The following is a 14,118-nucleotide window of genomic DNA, read 5'->3' as shown; positions in this document are numbered from 1 at the left end:
TGTCCCGTCTCAACTCCGGCCGGGCCTCGGCGAGTTCCTCCCCCGTTCTGCCACCGACCGGCCGGATCGGCGCCACTCCGGCGGCACCCGGCGCAGGATCGCCGTCCGCCCGAGCAGTGGCCTCCACCGCTTCGGCCGCCGCCGGTCTGGGTGGGAATCAGGAGGCCGACCCCGAACGCCCGTTCTCGATCTGCTGGATGAGCCGCTTGAGCTGGGTGACTTCCTCCTGGAGCGCACGGTCCCCGGCGGGCGTGAGGGTGAGCCACGTGCGGGCGCGGCGGCCCTCGTAGCCCTTCTCGACGGCGATCAGTCCGGCCTTTTCGAGCACCGCCAAGTGCTGACTGAGATTGCCTGCGGTGAGGCCGAGTGCCGTGCGCAGGAAGCCGAATTCGACCCGGCGCGCCTGGTGGGCGACCGTGAGGATGCCGAGGCGGACGCGTTGGTGGACAACGTCGTCCAGGCCGACCGCGGGGTGCTGTTCGGGCTGTTCGGTCCTCACGCGGCGCGCCCACCAAAGCGCCCGCCGAACCGCCCGCCGAACCGCCCGCCGAACCGCCCACCGCCCCGCCCGCCGAACCGCCCACCGAACCGCTCGGCCAGGCCGAAGCCGAGGGCGCCGAGCAGCAGGAGAGTGCCAGGGACGGCGTACTGCGGCAGGAAGGCCCAGGGTGAGGTGGTCGGGATGCCCGCCCAGCCGGAGGTGAGCGGGACCAACTCGATGGCCAGGTACAGCGCGGCGAGCAGCAGCAGGACGCGGCTGCGTTCCACCCGGGCCAGCACCAGCAGCGGCAGTCCGACGGCCAGGGCGCCGCCCATCAACCGCGAGAGGAACCTGGTCGCCGGGGCGGCGGGGTCGAGGTGCAGGCCCCAGAAGTCGAGCGGTGCGCCGGGCTGCGGCATCCCGTTCCGGGTGACCCAGAACGAGGTGGCGGCCACCACGGCGAGCAGGGCGATGCCGGTGAGGACGTAGGGCCGGACGGCGGTGCCGACGCCCCGGTTGCGGGCGCGGCGGACGTAGAAGACCGCGGTCGCCAGGTAGGCGAGGGCGAGTCCGACCGGCCAGTAGAGCGGCGAGCCCTGCCTGACGAGGGTGCAGCCGGCGCCCGCCGCAAGCTCGGGACAGGGGACGGACAGGATCCGGTAGGTGAGGCGGCTGACCAGGATCCCGCCGAGCGTGAGCCCGCCGAGCAGCAGCAGCGGGAACCAGGTGCCGCGCTGCGCGGCGCGCACCTTGCGGGTCAACTCGCCCAGGCCGGCCAGGACTTCGTGCGGAGTGCCGGACGGGGGCAGCGATGCGTCTGTCATGCCGTCAGGTTTGCATGACAAACCAGTTTCCGCAAGGGACCTCACCCACCATCTCCCCGCTCCAGAAGCAGAGTTGGGCGAGGACGTAGGCTTGGAGGTGCAGCGATCCGCACACGGAAGAACGGGAGGAACCCGCCATGACCGACCGCAAACCCCCGGGCGTCACCTTCGAGAGCTGGGTCGACCGGCAGATCCGGGAGGCCACCGAGCGCGGCGAGTTCGACAACCTGCCGGGCGCGGGCAAACCGCTCGCCCACGAGAACCGGCCGTACCACGAGATGTGGTGGCTGCGGGAGAAGCTGGAACGCGAGGGCCTGAGCTCGCTGCCGCCGTCCCTCGCCCTGCGCAACGAGCTGCACGAGGCACTCGAGGCCGCCCGCCTCGCCCCCACCGAAGAGCTGCTGCGCAAGCGGCTGGCCGAGGTCAACTCCCGTATCGACGCGGCCCTGCGCCGCCCCCTCGAAGGCCCGCCGCTCGGGGTCGCGCCGGTGGACATCGAGGCCGAGGTCGCCGCCCGGCGCCGCACCTGATCCTGGACCGGCCGCCGAAAACCCGTACCGCAGCGGCGGGTTGGCGGTCGATAACCGCCGAGCGGTGCCGCGCACGGCCGCCGTCGCGCTGTCCCGCGCCAACGGCTGCGAGGCGGCCGCGATGTCGCTGGGCAAGAAGGTCCGACGCCCGGCCGAGGCAGTGGCGCGGCAGAAATTCGGCTGACCGGGCGGGCATCGTTCGGTAGCGTGCGCAGCGTGGTGAGCCCCGAGTCGGACGAGGTGGGGGTCTTCGGCCCTGCCGTCGGCCCCTGAACACCTGAGTCCTGCCCCTGCCTGCCGCGCCGCCCCGTCGAGGGCCGCGCGGCACTGGGGCGTGCTTTCGGACTCCGGGTGACGAGACGGCTGTCCGTTTCCGCTCCTCACCCCGGAGTTCCGTGCGATGCCTCTTGCCCTGTATCTGCTCGCCCTGGCGGTGTTCGCCATGGGCACCTCGGAGTTCATGCTGTCCGGCCTGCTGCCGGATCTCGCCGCCGAACTCGGCGTATCCGTCGGCACGGCCGGCCTGTTGACCTCGGCGTTCGCGATCGGCATGGTCGCGGGCGCCCCGCCGATGGCGGCGTTGGCGCGCCGGTGGCCGCGCCGGGCCGGGTTGTTCGCCTTCATCGTGCTGTTCGCGGTGGCCCACGTGGTGGGTGCCACGGCCGCGTCGTTCGAGGTGCTGTGTGTCAGCCGGGTGGTGGCGGCGTTCGCGAACGCCGGGTTCCTCGCCCTTGCGGTGACGGCGGCGGCCGGGCTGGTCGCACCCGAGCGGCGGGGGCGCGCGGTGGGCGTGCTGCTGTCGGGGACGACGGCGGCCACGGTGGTGGGGGTTCCGGCGGGGGCGCTGCTCGGTCAACTGCTGGGCTGGCGTGCCTCGTTCTGGGCGGTGGCGCTGCTCTGCGCACCGGCCGCCGTCGGGGTGCTGCGGGGTGTCCCGGCCGGACGGGTCGGCACGCACGGGCCTTCCGCGTTGCGTGCCGAACTCGCCGAACTCGCCCGGCCCCGGCTGCTGCGGGTGCTGCTGCTGGGCGCGCTGGTGAACGCCGGAACCTTAGCCGCGTTCACCTTCCTCGCCCCGCTGGTGACCGGCCCGGCCGGGCTCGGGCCTCGCTGGGTGCCCGTGGTGCTGGTGCTGTTCGGCCTCGGCACGGTCCTGGGCGTGGGCGTCGCCGGACGGCTCGCCGACCGCCATCCGCTGCGGCTGCTCGCGGTGGCGGGCCCGCTGCTGCCACTCGGCTGGGCGGCGCTGGCCGGCTGGCCGAGCACGCTGCCGGCCCTCGTTCCGCTGCTCGGTGCGCTCTCCTTCGCCGTCGGCGGCACCCTGATCACCTGCGCCCTGACCGCCGCCCCGGGCGCACCCACCATGGCCGGGGCCTACGCGACAGCCGCCCTCAACCTCGGCGCCACCACCGGCCCGCTCCTCGCCGCCATCACCCTCCCCTCCCCCACCGGCCCCCTCCACACCGCCGCAGCCCTCACCGCAATCGCCCTGCTGCTCACCCCGACCCTCCGCAACCGCGCCCCGGCCCGCACCGACGCCTGACCACCCACCAACACGCCCCGCCGCAACCCATCCCCCTGGCCCCACGTCGGCGCTGGTCAGCGTGGTTGTAGAGTGCTGGCCATCGTCCGATCGGACGATCTGATTCCACTTCAGTCGGGGGACTCCGTGACCGGTACCGAGCAGCACTCGCAGTCGGGGTACGACGGCCTGCGGGCGATCTGGGCAGCGGGGGAGGTGCCGCAGCCGCCGGTGCCGTGGTACCGGCGGCTGACGGGCAGGCAGGTCGGCTTCGGCATCGGGACGGCGGCAGCGGTCGCCCTCGCGGTGCTGGCCGTCTCGGCGATGGACGGGGAGGTGGAGCGGCGCAAGGTCGCGCTGCCGGCCGAGTTCGCGGGCCTGTCGCAGGTGACGGAGGATCAGGATCTGGCCCGGCTGCGCGCCGCGTACGAGTCGGACAACGCCAAGCGCTACGTGCCCCGCAGCATCCAGGTGGTGGCGTACGGGCCGCCGGGGGCGACCGGTCTCGCGGAGGCGGAGTTGCTGGCGGTGGCGATGAGCGGCTCGGTGCCGGACGCCGCCGAGGCGGCCACCCGTATGCTCGGCGGCTACTCCCCCACCGACGCCACCACCCTCCGCGACGGCACCGCCGTCACGGGCCTGCGCACCTTCGACCCCGGCCCGCTCGGCGGCGCGATCGCCTGCGCGCTCCTCCGGGACACCGACCGCGAAGTCCCGGTCTGCGCCTGGGCGGACGGCTCCACCCTGGGCAGCCTGACGGACGGCACGGCCGGCCTCACCCTGAACGAACTCGCCGCCCGCACCCGCGAGTTGCGCGAGCGCGCCGAACACAGGGCCTGAACGGCTCAGCCCGGTGGGCCGGCCGCCCGACCCCGCAGCCGTGATCCACTCGGCGGTGGCACGGTCCGGCTCCCACGGCGGCTTCAGCAGCCCGGCCCATACGACGCTCCACCCCTGGAGGCCGGAGTGGCCCCACCACTGTCGGTCGGGGAGTGCGCCGTGGCCTGCGGTGTACAGCAGGCCGAAACGGACGCCCTTGTCCTCGCTCTGCACGACGCAGTCACGCAGGCTCTCTGGTCCACGTGCGCGACGAACTCGCTGTCATCGTCGCCGGTCGCCCCCGCCGGCTCCTGGGAGGCGGCCACCGACAACACTACTGGTAGCCGCCGTCGCTCTGCAGGAGTTGACCGTTGATCCACTGCCCGGACGGCGAGCAGAGGAAGTCGATCAACCGGGCCGCGTCCTGCGGGGTACCGGGGCGGGCCAACGGCGTGCGGGCGAGGACGTCGGCGCGGACCGCCTCGTTCATCCAACCGGTGTCGGTGGGCTGGCAAACCGCCACCCCCGCTCACAAGCAGTTTTCCGCCCGATCGGGCACAGCCCGGTCCCGCACCGCCCGGTGCAGCACCGCCCGCACCGGCCCGTCGGGGTGGACGGTCAGCCGGTAGCCGACCGTGCTCGGTCGCTCGCGGATCTCCGGCCGGAACGCGGGCAGCAGCTCCTCCAGCAGCAGCGTCATCTCCCGCAGCGCGAACTGCGCGCCGATGCAGGCGCGCGGGCCGAGGCCGAACGGGAAGTAGGTGCCGGGCGCGGGGCGGCGTTCGGCGGCCAGGAAGCGCTGCGGGCGGAAGGTTTCGGGGCCGGGCCACAGCGCCGGGTCCCGGTGCGTCAGGTAGGGGCAGAGGAGCACGGTCGCTCCGGCGGGGACGAGGTGGCCGCCGACGGTGCCGGTCTCGGCGGCGTGCCGGGGCATCAGCCAGGCGACGGGGTACAGCCGCAGCGTCTCGTCGATCAGCGCGCGGATCGCCGACGCCCGCTCGGCGGAGCCCGCGGGCCCGGCGGACAGCACCAGGTCACGCTGCTCGGGGTGGGCGTCGAGCAGCAGGAACAGCCAGCCGAGGGTGGTGGCGGTGGTCTCATAGCCGGCCACCATCAGGGTGAGCAGCTCGTCACGCACCAACTGCTCGTCGTAGCCCGGCAGTTCGCGGGCTGCGCGGAGCAGCACCGCGATCAGGGTGGGTTCCGCGGCCTGCCGGGCGAGCGCGATGGCGTGCTCGGCGGCCTGGTCGGCGTCGGCGACGGCCCGGCTGAAGTCGGCGGTGCTCTCGCCGGTCGCGGGGGCGAACGCGGGGATCGCGGCGAGGCTGTCCCCGGCGGCGACCAGCTGCCGGTACGTGGGCTCGTCCAGCGCCTGCGCGGTGAGCGCGCGCCAGATCACGTCCAGCGAGAAGTACCGCAGGTCGGCATCGAGTTCGCGCATCTCACCGCTGTCGGCGGCAGCCCGCCACCGGTCGGCGAACGCCGCCACCGCGGCGCGCAGCTGCGGCTCGTAGGTGCGGATGCCGCGCACGGTGAACTGCGGCTGCAGCAGCTTGCGTTGGCGCCGCCACGGCTCACCGGCGGCGCACAGCAGGCCGTCCCCGAGCAGCACCTTCGCGCGGTGCCCGTGCTTGACGTACGTGTCGGGCTGGCGGGCCAGCACCTGTTGAACCTCCTCGGGCCCGGTGACCAGCACCACCTGCCGACCGCCGATCCGGAACCCGGCCACGGGGCCGAGCCGCTGAGCGGCCGTCAGCAGATCGACCAGCCGCCCACCCCCGGACCGCCAGCGCACCAACTCCTCGGCGTCGAGCTCCGGAAGGCCACTGTCCGCTGCCGTCACCATCACATCTCTCCCCTGCCGGCCCGCCCGAACGGCACCCACCTTAACGGAGCGTGGGCACCCGACCCCCGCCTGCAACCGACCGGGTCGGCCCTCATCCGGCCTTCAGCAGCCCACTGAGCCCCTCCTGGTCGAGGGCCGGTCCACCCTTGCGGTGACGCGTCGCTGGTCCTCACACCGGCGCGGGCGACCGCGGCATCCACGCCCGCCCCATCAGCGCGGTATGTCCAACCGGTCGAGCAGCTCCATCAATTGACGCTGCGTCAGGTGCGGGCTGGCCGCGGCCCCTTCGCGTAGTTCGTCGGCCGCGTCCGGGTCGGCGAGCAGTGCGGTGACGATGCCGACCGGTGTGCGGGGGTTCGCGGTGGCGGCGCGGCGGACGTCCGGGTCGGGGTCGGCGGCGAGCAGGGCGACCAGTTCGGGGGTGAGGTCGCTGCGCTGGGCGGTGCGGTGGCGCACGTGCAGGTCGGGGTGGGCGGCCAGGCGGCGGACTGGCACGCCCGTTGGCGCACAAATGCCGCGCCTCCCGACGCCCGGCCTGCTAGCGTGCCGGTCATGAAGCGCGCTGCGATGCTGACGACGACGCCGGAGAGTGTCCCGGCGCGCTGACTGCTGTTCTGATCAAGCCCCGGGGCCGAGCGCCCGGGGCTTTCGCATGTGCGTCCGTGGTGGCTCGTCCCCCTTCCGGTGAGGAGACCGCCGTGTTCGACCATCGCAAACTGGGCCGCGAGCTGGACCTGTTCGACACCGATCCGCTGATCGGTTCGGGTCTGCCGTTCTGGCTGCCGGACGGCGCCGTGCTGCGGCAGAGCCTGGAGGATTTCATCCGCGCCCTGGAGCGGCGCGCGGGCTACCGTCACGTGTACTCGCCGGTGCTGGGCAAGCGCGAGCTGTACGAGCGTTCGGGGCACTGGGCGCACTACCGGGACGACATGTTCCCGCCGCTGTCGATGGGCGAGGACGACCAGCTCGTCCTGCGTCCCAGCCTCTGCCCGCACCACGCCGTGATGTTCCGTTCCCGTTCCCGCAGCTACCGTGAACTTCCACTGCGGATGGCCGAGTTGGGCGGCATGTACCGTTCGGAGCGGTCGGGGGTGCTGGGCGGGCTGACCAGGGTGCGGGCGATCCAGCTGAACGACGGGCACATCTTCTGCACCCTGGACCAGGTCGCCGGGGAGGCGCGCGGCGCGCTGGAGCTGATCGCGGTGGCGTACCGGGCGATGGGCATCACCCCGTCCCGCTACCGGCTGTCGCTGCCGGGCGGCGGCGGGAAGTACGTGGCCCGGCCGGAGCTGTGGGAGCGGGCGACCGCGCTGCTGGTGGGGGTGCTGGACGAGCTCGGTGTGCCGTACGAGGAGGGCGTCGGCGAGGCCGCGTTCTACGGGCCGAAGATCGATGTGCAGGTGGTGGACGGCGCGGGCCGCGAGTCGACCCTGTCCACCGTGCAGGTCGATTTCCACCAGCCCGAGCAGTTCGACCTGCACTACATCGGCCGGGACGGGGCGCGGCACCGGCCGGTGATGGTGCACCGGGCGGTGGTCGGCAGTGTGGAGCGGGCGGCGGCGCACCTGATCGAGCAGCACGGCGGGGCGTTCCCGGCGTGGCTGGCGCCGGTGCAGTTGGCGGTGCTGCCGCTCGGCGGGGAGCAGGAGGGCGCGGCGCGCGCGTTGGCCGCCCGCTGCCTGGAGCTGGATCTGCGGGCCGAGGTGCTGGGGGCGGAGCGCGGTTCGCTGGGTGCCCGGGTCCGGGAGGCCCGGCTGGTCCCGTACCAGGTGGTGCTCGGTCCGCGCGAGGTCGCGAGCGGCGCCCTGGCGGTGCGGCTGCGTGACGGCCGCCGGCTCGACCCGCTGCCCGCCGAGGAGGTGCTGGCCCGGATCGGGGCGAAGGTGCGGGCGCACACTGTCGATCTCTGGTGAACTCCCGCCGCCCGACGGTGTGGTGGGGGTCACAGTGGTGGCGTGACGAGCCCACGCCGCACCCCGGGCCGAGCGGGTCCCGACCAGGCCGCCAGCGGCCCCGCCCAACGTCGAAGTCCCCTTTATCCAGGGCTTATCCGCAGGTCGGGCGGCTGTCACGGGGGCCGATGGGCCCTCGTGCGGGGGACCTTCGGCGTGGCATACTCCGGAGCCATGACCGGCATTCACGCGACCAGGGCCCTGCGGGGCGCGGTGTTCACCGCGCTCGCCGTGCCGCTGGCCGCGTTCGGCCAGGTGGCGATCACCGGCCGTGCCCTGCCGCTCACCCTGGTGGGGGTGGCCTGCGTCGCGGTCTTCCTGCTCGCGGTCCTGCTGGACGGCGCGCGCCGCCGCTTCCTGCTGCTGTCCGCGGTGCTGGTGCCGGTCGAACTGCTGCTGAACACCGTCTTCAATCTCGGCCAGGACGCCTGTTCCCGGCCCGTGCACGGCGTGGACCTGCTGGTCTGCGGCGGCGACCAGGTCAGCGGCTCCGAACTGTTCGCGCAGTGGACGCACAACTCGGCAAGCATGCTGCGCCTGCTGGTGCTGGGCGTGCACCTGGCGGTCGCGCTGGCCGCCGCGGCCTGGCTGCGGCTGGCCGACGCCGCCCTCGACGGGGTCGGCGAGGCCCTGCGCACGGTGGCCCGGCTGCTGCCCGGCCGCTGGCGCGCGCTGCTGCTGGCGGCCCGCCCGGCCTGCCCGGCCGAGCTGCTGCCCCCGGCGGGCATCGAGCCCGCCCCGCGCCGTCCGCAGGACGCCGTCCACACCCCCGCCCCGCGTCGCGGACCGCCGCAGCCGGCTTTCGCCTGCTGACGGCCTCACCTCGCACGACGCGCACCGCGGCCGTCTCCGGGCAATCCCGCTGCCCATCACCCCATGTTGTGACCCGCACCCCGCCGGGCCGCCCGCCCCTGCTCCCGCCCAGGTGAGACCACCTGCCGGAGCCGGGCCGCGCCGCCCGCCGCCGGGTGCAGAGGAGACGGATCATCATGCCCAGCACCCACAAGTCCGCCAAGACGGTCTCGGCCCGCGAGCGCCTGAAGCAGGCCCAGAAGGCGGAGGCGCTGCGCGCCAAGCGCCGCCGCACCCTCACCATCGGTATCTCGGTCGTCGCGGCCGTCGCCGTGATCGCGGGTGGCACCACGCTCGCCGTGAAGGCCTCCAAGAACTCCGACTCGGCGGGCGGCCCGGTCGCCGTCCCCGCCAACGCCAGCGGCCCCGACAACACCGTGGTCGTGTACGGCAACCCCGACGCCCCGCACACCCTGGCCGTGTACGAGGACTTCCGCTGCCCGGTCTGCGAGACCTTCGAGACCTCGGCCGGCCCGGCCGTCAAGGAACTCGCCGACCAGGGCCAGTACAAGATCGAGTACCACCTGGCCGCGTTCCTCGACAACAACCTCGGCGGCAAGGGCTCGCGCACCGCCCTGGCCGCGGCCGGCGCCGCGCTGAACGAGGGCGTCGACAAGTTCAAGCAGTTCCACGACGTGCTGTACGCCAACCAGCCCGCCGAGAGCTCGGACGCCTTCGGCGACGTCAACCACCTCCTCGACCTCGCCGGCCAGGTCCCCGGCCTGAAGACCGAGGCCTTCACCAAGGCCGTCACCGAAGGCACCTACAAGGGCTGGGCCACCAAGGTCGCCGCCGCGTTCAACAAGAGCGGCGTCTCCGGCACCCCGACCGTCAAGCTCGACGGCAAGACCCTCGACGTGATCGGCAAGGACGGCAAGGCGCTGGGCAGCGAGCAGTTCAGCGCGCTGGTCAAGCAGACCCTGGGCGGGTGACGCGATGACCACGGCCCGAACCACGCCGACCGGGGCCAGCCGCCGCTTCTCCTGGCTGATCCTGCTGAGCGGGCTGCTCGGCCTGGCCGCGTCCGCCCAGCTCACCCTGGACAAGATCCGGCTGATCGAGAACCCGGCCTTCCAGCCGAACTGCAACATCAACCCGATCATCAGCTGCGGCTCGGTCATGCGCACCGAACAGGCGGAGGTCTTCGGCTTCCCCAACCCGATCCTCGGCCTGGCCGCCTTCGGCGCCCTCGCCGCGATCGGCGCGGGCCTGCTCGCGGGCGCCTCCTACCGCCGCTGGTTCTGGCTCTCCCTGCAGGCCGGAAGCCTCGTCGGTCTCGGCTTCGTCGCCTGGCTCATCCGCCAGGCGCTGTACGAGATCGGCGCCCTGTGCCCCTACTGCATGGTGGTGTGGGCCGTGGTCATCACCCTCTTCTGGTCCACCACCGTCCACAACGTCCGCACCGGAATCCTGCCCAGCCCGCCCGCCGTCCGCCGCCTGGCCGCCCTCGGCCACCAGTGGCTGGTCCCGGCGGCCGGCTTCCTGCTGATAGCCCTGCTCATCCTGACCAGGTTCTGGTACTACTGGTCCACCCTCCTCTGACGCTCCGAAAAGGGCCGGCCCACCTGGTCGGCCCTTTCGGCGTTTCAGGGCGTCCTTGGCGGGGAGGCCAGCGCGGCCGAGACCAGGGCCTGGACGCCCCGCTCGTCGAGGCCGCCGTCCAGCATGACGCCGCGGAAGAGCATCAGGCCGGCCCACATGTCGAGCAGGGTGAGGACGTCGGTGTCGGCGGGGAGGACGCCCCGGGTGATGGCGCGGCGCAGCACGGTGGCGGAGCGGGCGCGGCGGGGCTCGACGAGTTCGGTGCGCAGGCGGTGGGCGAGTTCGGGGTCGGTGGCGGCGTCCGAGATCAGCGCGGGCAGGATGGCCCGGACCTGCGGGGCGCCGTAGAGGCCGGCCAGGGCCTGGGCCACGGCGAGGATTTCGCGCGGGCTGTCGCCGAGGTCGTCCACGGGGATGTCCGGCAGCCGGGTGCGGACGGCGTCCAGGGTGAGTGCGGCCTTGTGCGGCCAGGACCGGTAGACGGTGGCCTTGCCGACGCCGGCCTCCTGCGCGATGCCGCCGACCGTCGCCTTGGCGTAGCCGACCCGGGACAGGACCCGCAGCGTGGTTTCGAGGATCCGCTCCCGGGCCGCCAGGTCGCGTACGGGCGCGCCCTGTTCGCCGGTCAGCGGGTGCAGGTTCCGCTTCTCCCCCATGTGAGTTCTTGCCTCCGTCGTTTCTCGTCAGCGTCCGGCCAGCCAGCCGGTGATCAGTTCGGCGATCCCGCCGCCGGAGCGGGCCCAGCGGACGTGGTCGGCGGATTCGCCGTGCGCGGGCGTGTGGTGGCGGCGTTCCACCTCGGCGGCGGGGAGTTTGGCGACCAGGCGGTCCACGGCGGTGGCGGGGGCGAGGTGGTCGCCGGGGAGGGAGACGGCGAGGACGGGCAGCGCGAGCGCGGCGAGGGCCTGTTCGTAGTCGAGGTCGGCGCCGGCGGGCGCGAAGCGGCCGGTGCGGCCGAGGCGGGCCCAGTCGCGCATCAGCCGGGCGCTCTGGCGGCCGCCGAAGCCGAGCCGGTGGCCGGGCCAGTAGCCCCACAAGGTGGCGATCAGCGCGAGGAGTTGGGTGCTGGCCAGCACGCGCAGGCGGGCGGCGCCGGCGAATCCCCGGAAGTCCACCGAGCCGGAGGCGACCAGCACCAGGCCGTCCACCGCCTCGGGTCGGCGTGCGGCGGCCAGTACTGCGGCCTGCCCGCCGATGCTGTGGCCGAGCAGGAACAGCGGCACGTCCGGGCCGAACCCGGCCCGGGCCGCCGCCGTCACCGCCGGGAAGTCCCGGGCGGCCAGCGCATGGTAGCCGTGTGTCGAGCGACGGTCGGCGGGCGGCCCGCTCCCGCCCTGCCCGCGCAGGTCCACCGCCACGGTGGCGACGCCGCGGGCGGCCAACTCGGCGCAGAACGGCGCGTAGTAGCCGGCCGGCACCCCGAGCGCGGGCCACAGCATCAGCACCGCCGAGGGCGGTCCGTCCGGCACCGTCACCGTCGCGGCCAGCTCCTCGGCGCCCGGCACTGGTATCCGTACGTCCTCCGTCACCGTCCACGCTCCCGTCCCCGCTCGCCCCACAGGTCGGAACGAGTCGTCTCGTTCCACGCTAGCGAGCATTCTCACAAGCCGTCAAGTACCGCCCCCACCAGCACTTTTGGCGAGACCCAACCCCCTTGCACCGCTCTCCGCCCACCGATTACAGTCCGGACCCCCACCCCTTCGGAGGTATGCATGACCCGCCAATGGACCCTTCAGGAGAGCGTGACGGTGCACGCCTCCGCCGAGTCGGTGTACGCCGCGCTGCTCGATCTGCGGAACCTGGCCCGCTGGAGCCCGGAGTGCTTCGCCATCCGGATGCTGGGCCGCGGGCTGGTCGCCGAAGGCACCCGCTTCCTGGGCTTCAACCGCAAGGGCCCGTTCGTCTGGTTCACGGACTGCCGGGTCAGCACTGCCCGGGCGCCCCGGGAATTCGCCTTCCGGGTGGCCATCTTCGGCCTCCCGGTGGCCAGTTGGGGCTACCTGGTCGAACCGGACGGGCCTGGCACCGTCCGCGTCACCGAGAACTGGGAGGACCTGCGCACCGGCCGCGGCTCCCGCCTGACGGAGTTCCTCGGCCGGGCCTTCACCGGCACCCGTCCCGCCGACCGCGCGGAGATCAACCGCGCCGGCATGCGCGCCACCCTCGACCGGCTCCGCGCCGCCGTCGAGTCGACGCAACCGGCCCGCCCGTGACCGCCCCGATCGTGCTGGTCCACGGCATCCGCCTGCCCGCCACCATGTGGCGCCCGCACGTCCGCCGCCTCACGCCCGACTTCCACGTCCGCACCCCGGACCTCCCCGGCCACGGCACCCGCGCCGCCCGCCCGTTCACCCTCGACGGCGCGGTGGCCGCCGTGCACGAAGCCGTCCTGGAGGCCCGCGAGGCGACCGGACGCCGCCCCCTGCTGCTCGGCCTGTCACTGGGCGGCTATGTGTCCCTCGCCCACACCGCCCGCCACCCGGACGATGTCGCCGCACTCGTCCTGCACGGCTGCACGGCCCGCACCGACGGCCCGCTCCCCGCGCTGTACGCCGCCCTCGGCCGCGCCTTCGACCGCCTCGGCCCCGAGCGCGCCGCCGCCCTCAACGCCCGCGTCCTGCGCCGCGCCCTCCCTGCGGAGTCCGCCGACGCCGTGCTGGCCGGCGGCCTCACCATGCCCGCCTTCGGCCAGGCCGTCGCCGAGCTGCGCCGCACCGATTTCCTGCCCCTGGCAAGGGAGTTGACCACCCCGACGCTCTACCTCAACGGCCGGGCCGACCTGCCGTTCCGGGCCGACGAACGCCGTTTCCACGCCGCCACCCGCCACTCCCGCCTGTTCCACACCCCCGGCGGACACCTCCTCGCCCTCCAGCACCCCGCCCGCTTCGCCACCCTGATCCGCCGCGCCCACCACACCCTCCTCCCGGGCGACACGCGAGAGACATTCGGCACCCGAACCTCTTGACCGGCCGCCGAATGGCCGCTTAGCTGACGCCCGCCGCCCAGTCATTTCCTGACTGAGCGTCAATTCGACGACACGGGGGTCACATTGATCATCTCTCGCCTGCCCGCGCTGCGCACGGCCGCCATCGCCGCCGCCGCGCTGGCCGTCACCTGCACGCTCACCGCCGCCGCCCCGGCGTCGGACGCCTCCTCGACGGCCCGCCTCACCCCGTTCACCCTCACCAGCCCGGACTTCCGCGACGGCGGCAAGCTGCCGCAGTGGACGGAGTTCGGCGGCCCGGGCTCCGAGGAAGCGTCCTGCCACGGCAAGAACCTCGCGCCCCAGCTGAACTGGCGCAACTCCCCCGCCGGAACGCAGGGTTACGCGCTGCTGGTGAACGACCCGGACGCGCCGCTGGCCGGCGGCTGGCACCACTGGGTGCTCTACGACATCCCGGGCGCCACCCACCGCATCGAGGGCCACGGCACCCTCCAGTTCACCCAGGGCGCCAACAGCTTCGACACCCACGGCCTGCCGGTGGTCGGCTGGGGCGGCCCCTGCCCGCCCGCCACGGGCCAGCCCCACCACTACGTCTTCACCCTGTACGCGCTCTCCACCCCGACCCTCCCGACGGCGGGAATGACGTACGAGCAGGTCACCGCCGCCATCGAGCCGTACGTCCTCGGGGCCACCAGCATCGTCGGCACCTTCCGCCTGCCCGCCTGACGCCGGCCCAACTCCGGTTTCGCGCACCGCCGTCCCGGTGTGGCACTCCGGCGGCTGCGGACACCGCCCCTACCATGGGC

At 73.8% G+C, this 14,118-nt stretch carries 16 protein-coding genes and 1 pseudogene; 10 read left to right on the top strand and 7 right to left on the bottom strand.

The genetic code is table 11. From position 1 onward, the window contains the following. Positions 1–157 precede the first annotated feature (157 nt). Both ACFV18_RS07985 and ACFV18_RS07980 read right to left on the bottom strand, forming a co-directional pair. Positions 158–499 carry a winged helix-turn-helix domain-containing protein gene (locus tag ACFV18_RS07985; protein ID WP_380480457.1) on the bottom strand — a complete coding sequence of 114 codons (342 nt, stop codon included), beginning with the start codon at positions 497–499 and terminating at the stop codon, positions 158–160. After that, positions 496–1,305: a hypothetical protein gene (locus ACFV18_RS07980; RefSeq protein ID WP_380480455.1), complete on the bottom strand. Its 810-nt coding sequence runs from the start codon at positions 1,303–1,305 to the stop codon at positions 496–498. The genes ACFV18_RS07985 and ACFV18_RS07980 overlap by 4 nt, the downstream gene beginning before the upstream one ends. Before the next feature lie 137 nt (positions 1,306–1,442). On the opposite strand from ACFV18_RS07980, the gene ACFV18_RS07975 reads away from it, so the two are divergent. The 3 genes from ACFV18_RS07975 (at position 1,443) to ACFV18_RS07965 (ending at position 4,197) form a co-directional block, all read left to right on the top strand. Beyond that, the gene (locus ACFV18_RS07975) at positions 1,443–1,835 is read left to right on the top strand and encodes a DUF1992 domain-containing protein (RefSeq protein WP_380480453.1); all 393 of its coding nucleotides are present in this window, start codon (positions 1,443–1,445) and stop codon (positions 1,833–1,835) included. Between the two features lie 400 nt (positions 1,836–2,235). After that, a complete protein-coding gene (locus ACFV18_RS07970; RefSeq protein ID WP_380480451.1) occupies positions 2,236–3,378 on the top strand; it encodes a Cmx/CmrA family chloramphenicol efflux MFS transporter in 1,143 nt (380 codons plus the stop codon). A 126-nt stretch (positions 3,379–3,504) separates the two neighbouring features. Next, positions 3,505–4,197, top strand: coding sequence for a hypothetical protein (locus ACFV18_RS07965; RefSeq protein WP_380480449.1), 693 nt, complete (start codon positions 3,505–3,507; stop codon positions 4,195–4,197). 313 nt (positions 4,198–4,510) lie between these two features. Here the strand turns inward: ACFV18_RS07965 and ACFV18_RS07960 are convergent. The 3 genes and pseudogenes from ACFV18_RS07960 to ACFV18_RS07950 form a co-directional block, all read right to left on the bottom strand. Continuing rightward, a pseudogene (locus ACFV18_RS07960) lies at positions 4,511–4,684 on the bottom strand (SDR family oxidoreductase); the annotation flags it as partial. Positions 4,685–4,705: 21 nt separating this feature from the next. Then, positions 4,706–6,022 carry a cytochrome P450 gene (locus tag ACFV18_RS07955; protein WP_380480447.1) on the bottom strand — a complete coding sequence of 439 codons (1,317 nt, stop codon included), beginning with the start codon at positions 6,020–6,022 and terminating at the stop codon, positions 4,706–4,708. A 210-nt stretch (positions 6,023–6,232) separates the two neighbouring features. Beyond that, on the bottom strand, positions 6,233–6,517 hold the full coding sequence (locus ACFV18_RS07950; protein ID WP_380480445.1) for a hypothetical protein: 285 nt from the start codon (positions 6,515–6,517) through the stop codon (positions 6,233–6,235). A gap of 203 nt (positions 6,518–6,720) precedes the next feature. Between ACFV18_RS07950 and thrS the strand changes: the two genes are divergently transcribed. The 4 genes from thrS to ACFV18_RS07930 all read left to right on the top strand — a co-directional run bounded on the left by thrS (position 6,721) and on the right by ACFV18_RS07930 (position 10,368). Continuing rightward, positions 6,721–7,935, top strand: a complete 1,215-nt coding sequence (gene thrS / locus ACFV18_RS07945; protein ID WP_380480443.1) for a threonine--tRNA ligase — start codon at positions 6,721–6,723, stop codon at positions 7,933–7,935. Positions 7,936–8,148: 213 nt separating this feature from the next. Next, positions 8,149–8,787 carry a hypothetical protein gene (locus tag ACFV18_RS07940; RefSeq protein WP_380480441.1) on the top strand — a complete coding sequence of 213 codons (639 nt, stop codon included), beginning with the start codon at positions 8,149–8,151 and terminating at the stop codon, positions 8,785–8,787. A 176-nt stretch (positions 8,788–8,963) separates the two neighbouring features. Continuing rightward, positions 8,964–9,758, top strand: coding sequence for a thioredoxin domain-containing protein (locus ACFV18_RS07935; RefSeq protein ID WP_380480439.1), 795 nt, complete (start codon positions 8,964–8,966; stop codon positions 9,756–9,758). Positions 9,759–9,762: 4 nt separating this feature from the next. Further along, the gene (locus ACFV18_RS07930; protein WP_380480437.1) at positions 9,763–10,368 is read left to right on the top strand and encodes a vitamin K epoxide reductase family protein; all 606 of its coding nucleotides are present in this window, start codon (positions 9,763–9,765) and stop codon (positions 10,366–10,368) included. A gap of 44 nt (positions 10,369–10,412) precedes the next feature. On the opposite strand, the gene ACFV18_RS07925 is transcribed toward ACFV18_RS07930, so the two are convergent. Together ACFV18_RS07925 and ACFV18_RS07920 are read right to left on the bottom strand one after the other, a co-directional pair. Then, positions 10,413–11,024 (bottom strand): TetR/AcrR family transcriptional regulator, encoded by a 612-nt coding sequence (locus ACFV18_RS07925; protein ID WP_380480435.1) that lies wholly within the window; start codon positions 11,022–11,024, stop codon positions 10,413–10,415. Positions 11,025–11,051: 27 nt separating this feature from the next. Beyond that, positions 11,052–11,897, bottom strand: a complete 846-nt coding sequence (locus tag ACFV18_RS07920; RefSeq protein WP_380480433.1) for an alpha/beta fold hydrolase — start codon at positions 11,895–11,897, stop codon at positions 11,052–11,054. A 183-nt stretch (positions 11,898–12,080) separates the two neighbouring features. Between ACFV18_RS07920 and ACFV18_RS07915 the strand changes: the two genes are divergently transcribed. From ACFV18_RS07915 to ACFV18_RS07905, 3 genes are all read left to right on the top strand, one after another. Next, positions 12,081–12,581 carry an SRPBCC family protein gene (locus ACFV18_RS07915; protein WP_380480431.1) on the top strand — a complete coding sequence of 167 codons (501 nt, stop codon included), beginning with the start codon at positions 12,081–12,083 and terminating at the stop codon, positions 12,579–12,581. Then, complete coding sequence (locus ACFV18_RS07910; protein ID WP_380480429.1) at positions 12,578–13,333, top strand: alpha/beta fold hydrolase; 756 nt, start codon at positions 12,578–12,580, stop codon at positions 13,331–13,333. Before ACFV18_RS07915 ends, ACFV18_RS07910 begins: the two co-directional genes overlap by 4 nt. A gap of 84 nt (positions 13,334–13,417) precedes the next feature. After that, complete coding sequence (locus ACFV18_RS07905; RefSeq protein WP_380480427.1) at positions 13,418–14,038, top strand: YbhB/YbcL family Raf kinase inhibitor-like protein; 621 nt, start codon at positions 13,418–13,420, stop codon at positions 14,036–14,038. Positions 14,039–14,118 lie beyond the last annotated feature (80 nt).

This window comes from Kitasatospora sp. NPDC059673 (genome assembly GCF_042734215.1).
GTDB lineage: Bacteria > Actinomycetota > Actinomycetes > Streptomycetales > Streptomycetaceae > Kitasatospora.
Note: the sequence above shows the minus strand (reverse complement) of the source record. Positions and strands in the feature narration are given on the sequence as shown.

What these genes read in the sequence shown, in the direction of transcription:
- ACFV18_RS07940 (WP_380480441.1), top strand. Translation starts at nt 8,149, where the DNA reads ATGACCGGCATTCACGCGACCAGGGCCCTGCGGGGCGCGGTGTTCACC.
- ACFV18_RS07935 (WP_380480439.1), top strand. Translation starts at nt 8,964, where the DNA reads ATGCCCAGCACCCACAAGTCCGCCAAGACGGTCTCGGCCCGCGAGCGC.
- ACFV18_RS07955 (WP_380480447.1), bottom strand. Translation starts at nt 6,022, where the DNA reads ATGGTGACGGCAGCGGACAGTGGCCTTCCGGAGCTCGACGCCGAGGAG.
- ACFV18_RS07915 (WP_380480431.1), top strand. Translation starts at nt 12,081, where the DNA reads ATGACCCGCCAATGGACCCTTCAGGAGAGCGTGACGGTGCACGCCTCC.
- ACFV18_RS07970 (WP_380480451.1), top strand. Translation starts at nt 2,236, where the DNA reads ATGCCTCTTGCCCTGTATCTGCTCGCCCTGGCGGTGTTCGCCATGGGC.
- ACFV18_RS07980 (WP_380480455.1), bottom strand. Translation starts at nt 1,305, where the DNA reads ATGACAGACGCATCGCTGCCCCCGTCCGGCACTCCGCACGAAGTCCTG.
- ACFV18_RS07925 (WP_380480435.1), bottom strand. Translation starts at nt 11,024, where the DNA reads ATGGGGGAGAAGCGGAACCTGCACCCGCTGACCGGCGAACAGGGCGCG.
- ACFV18_RS07975 (WP_380480453.1), top strand. Translation starts at nt 1,443, where the DNA reads ATGACCGACCGCAAACCCCCGGGCGTCACCTTCGAGAGCTGGGTCGAC.
- ACFV18_RS07930 (WP_380480437.1), top strand. Translation starts at nt 9,763, where the DNA reads ATGACCACGGCCCGAACCACGCCGACCGGGGCCAGCCGCCGCTTCTCC.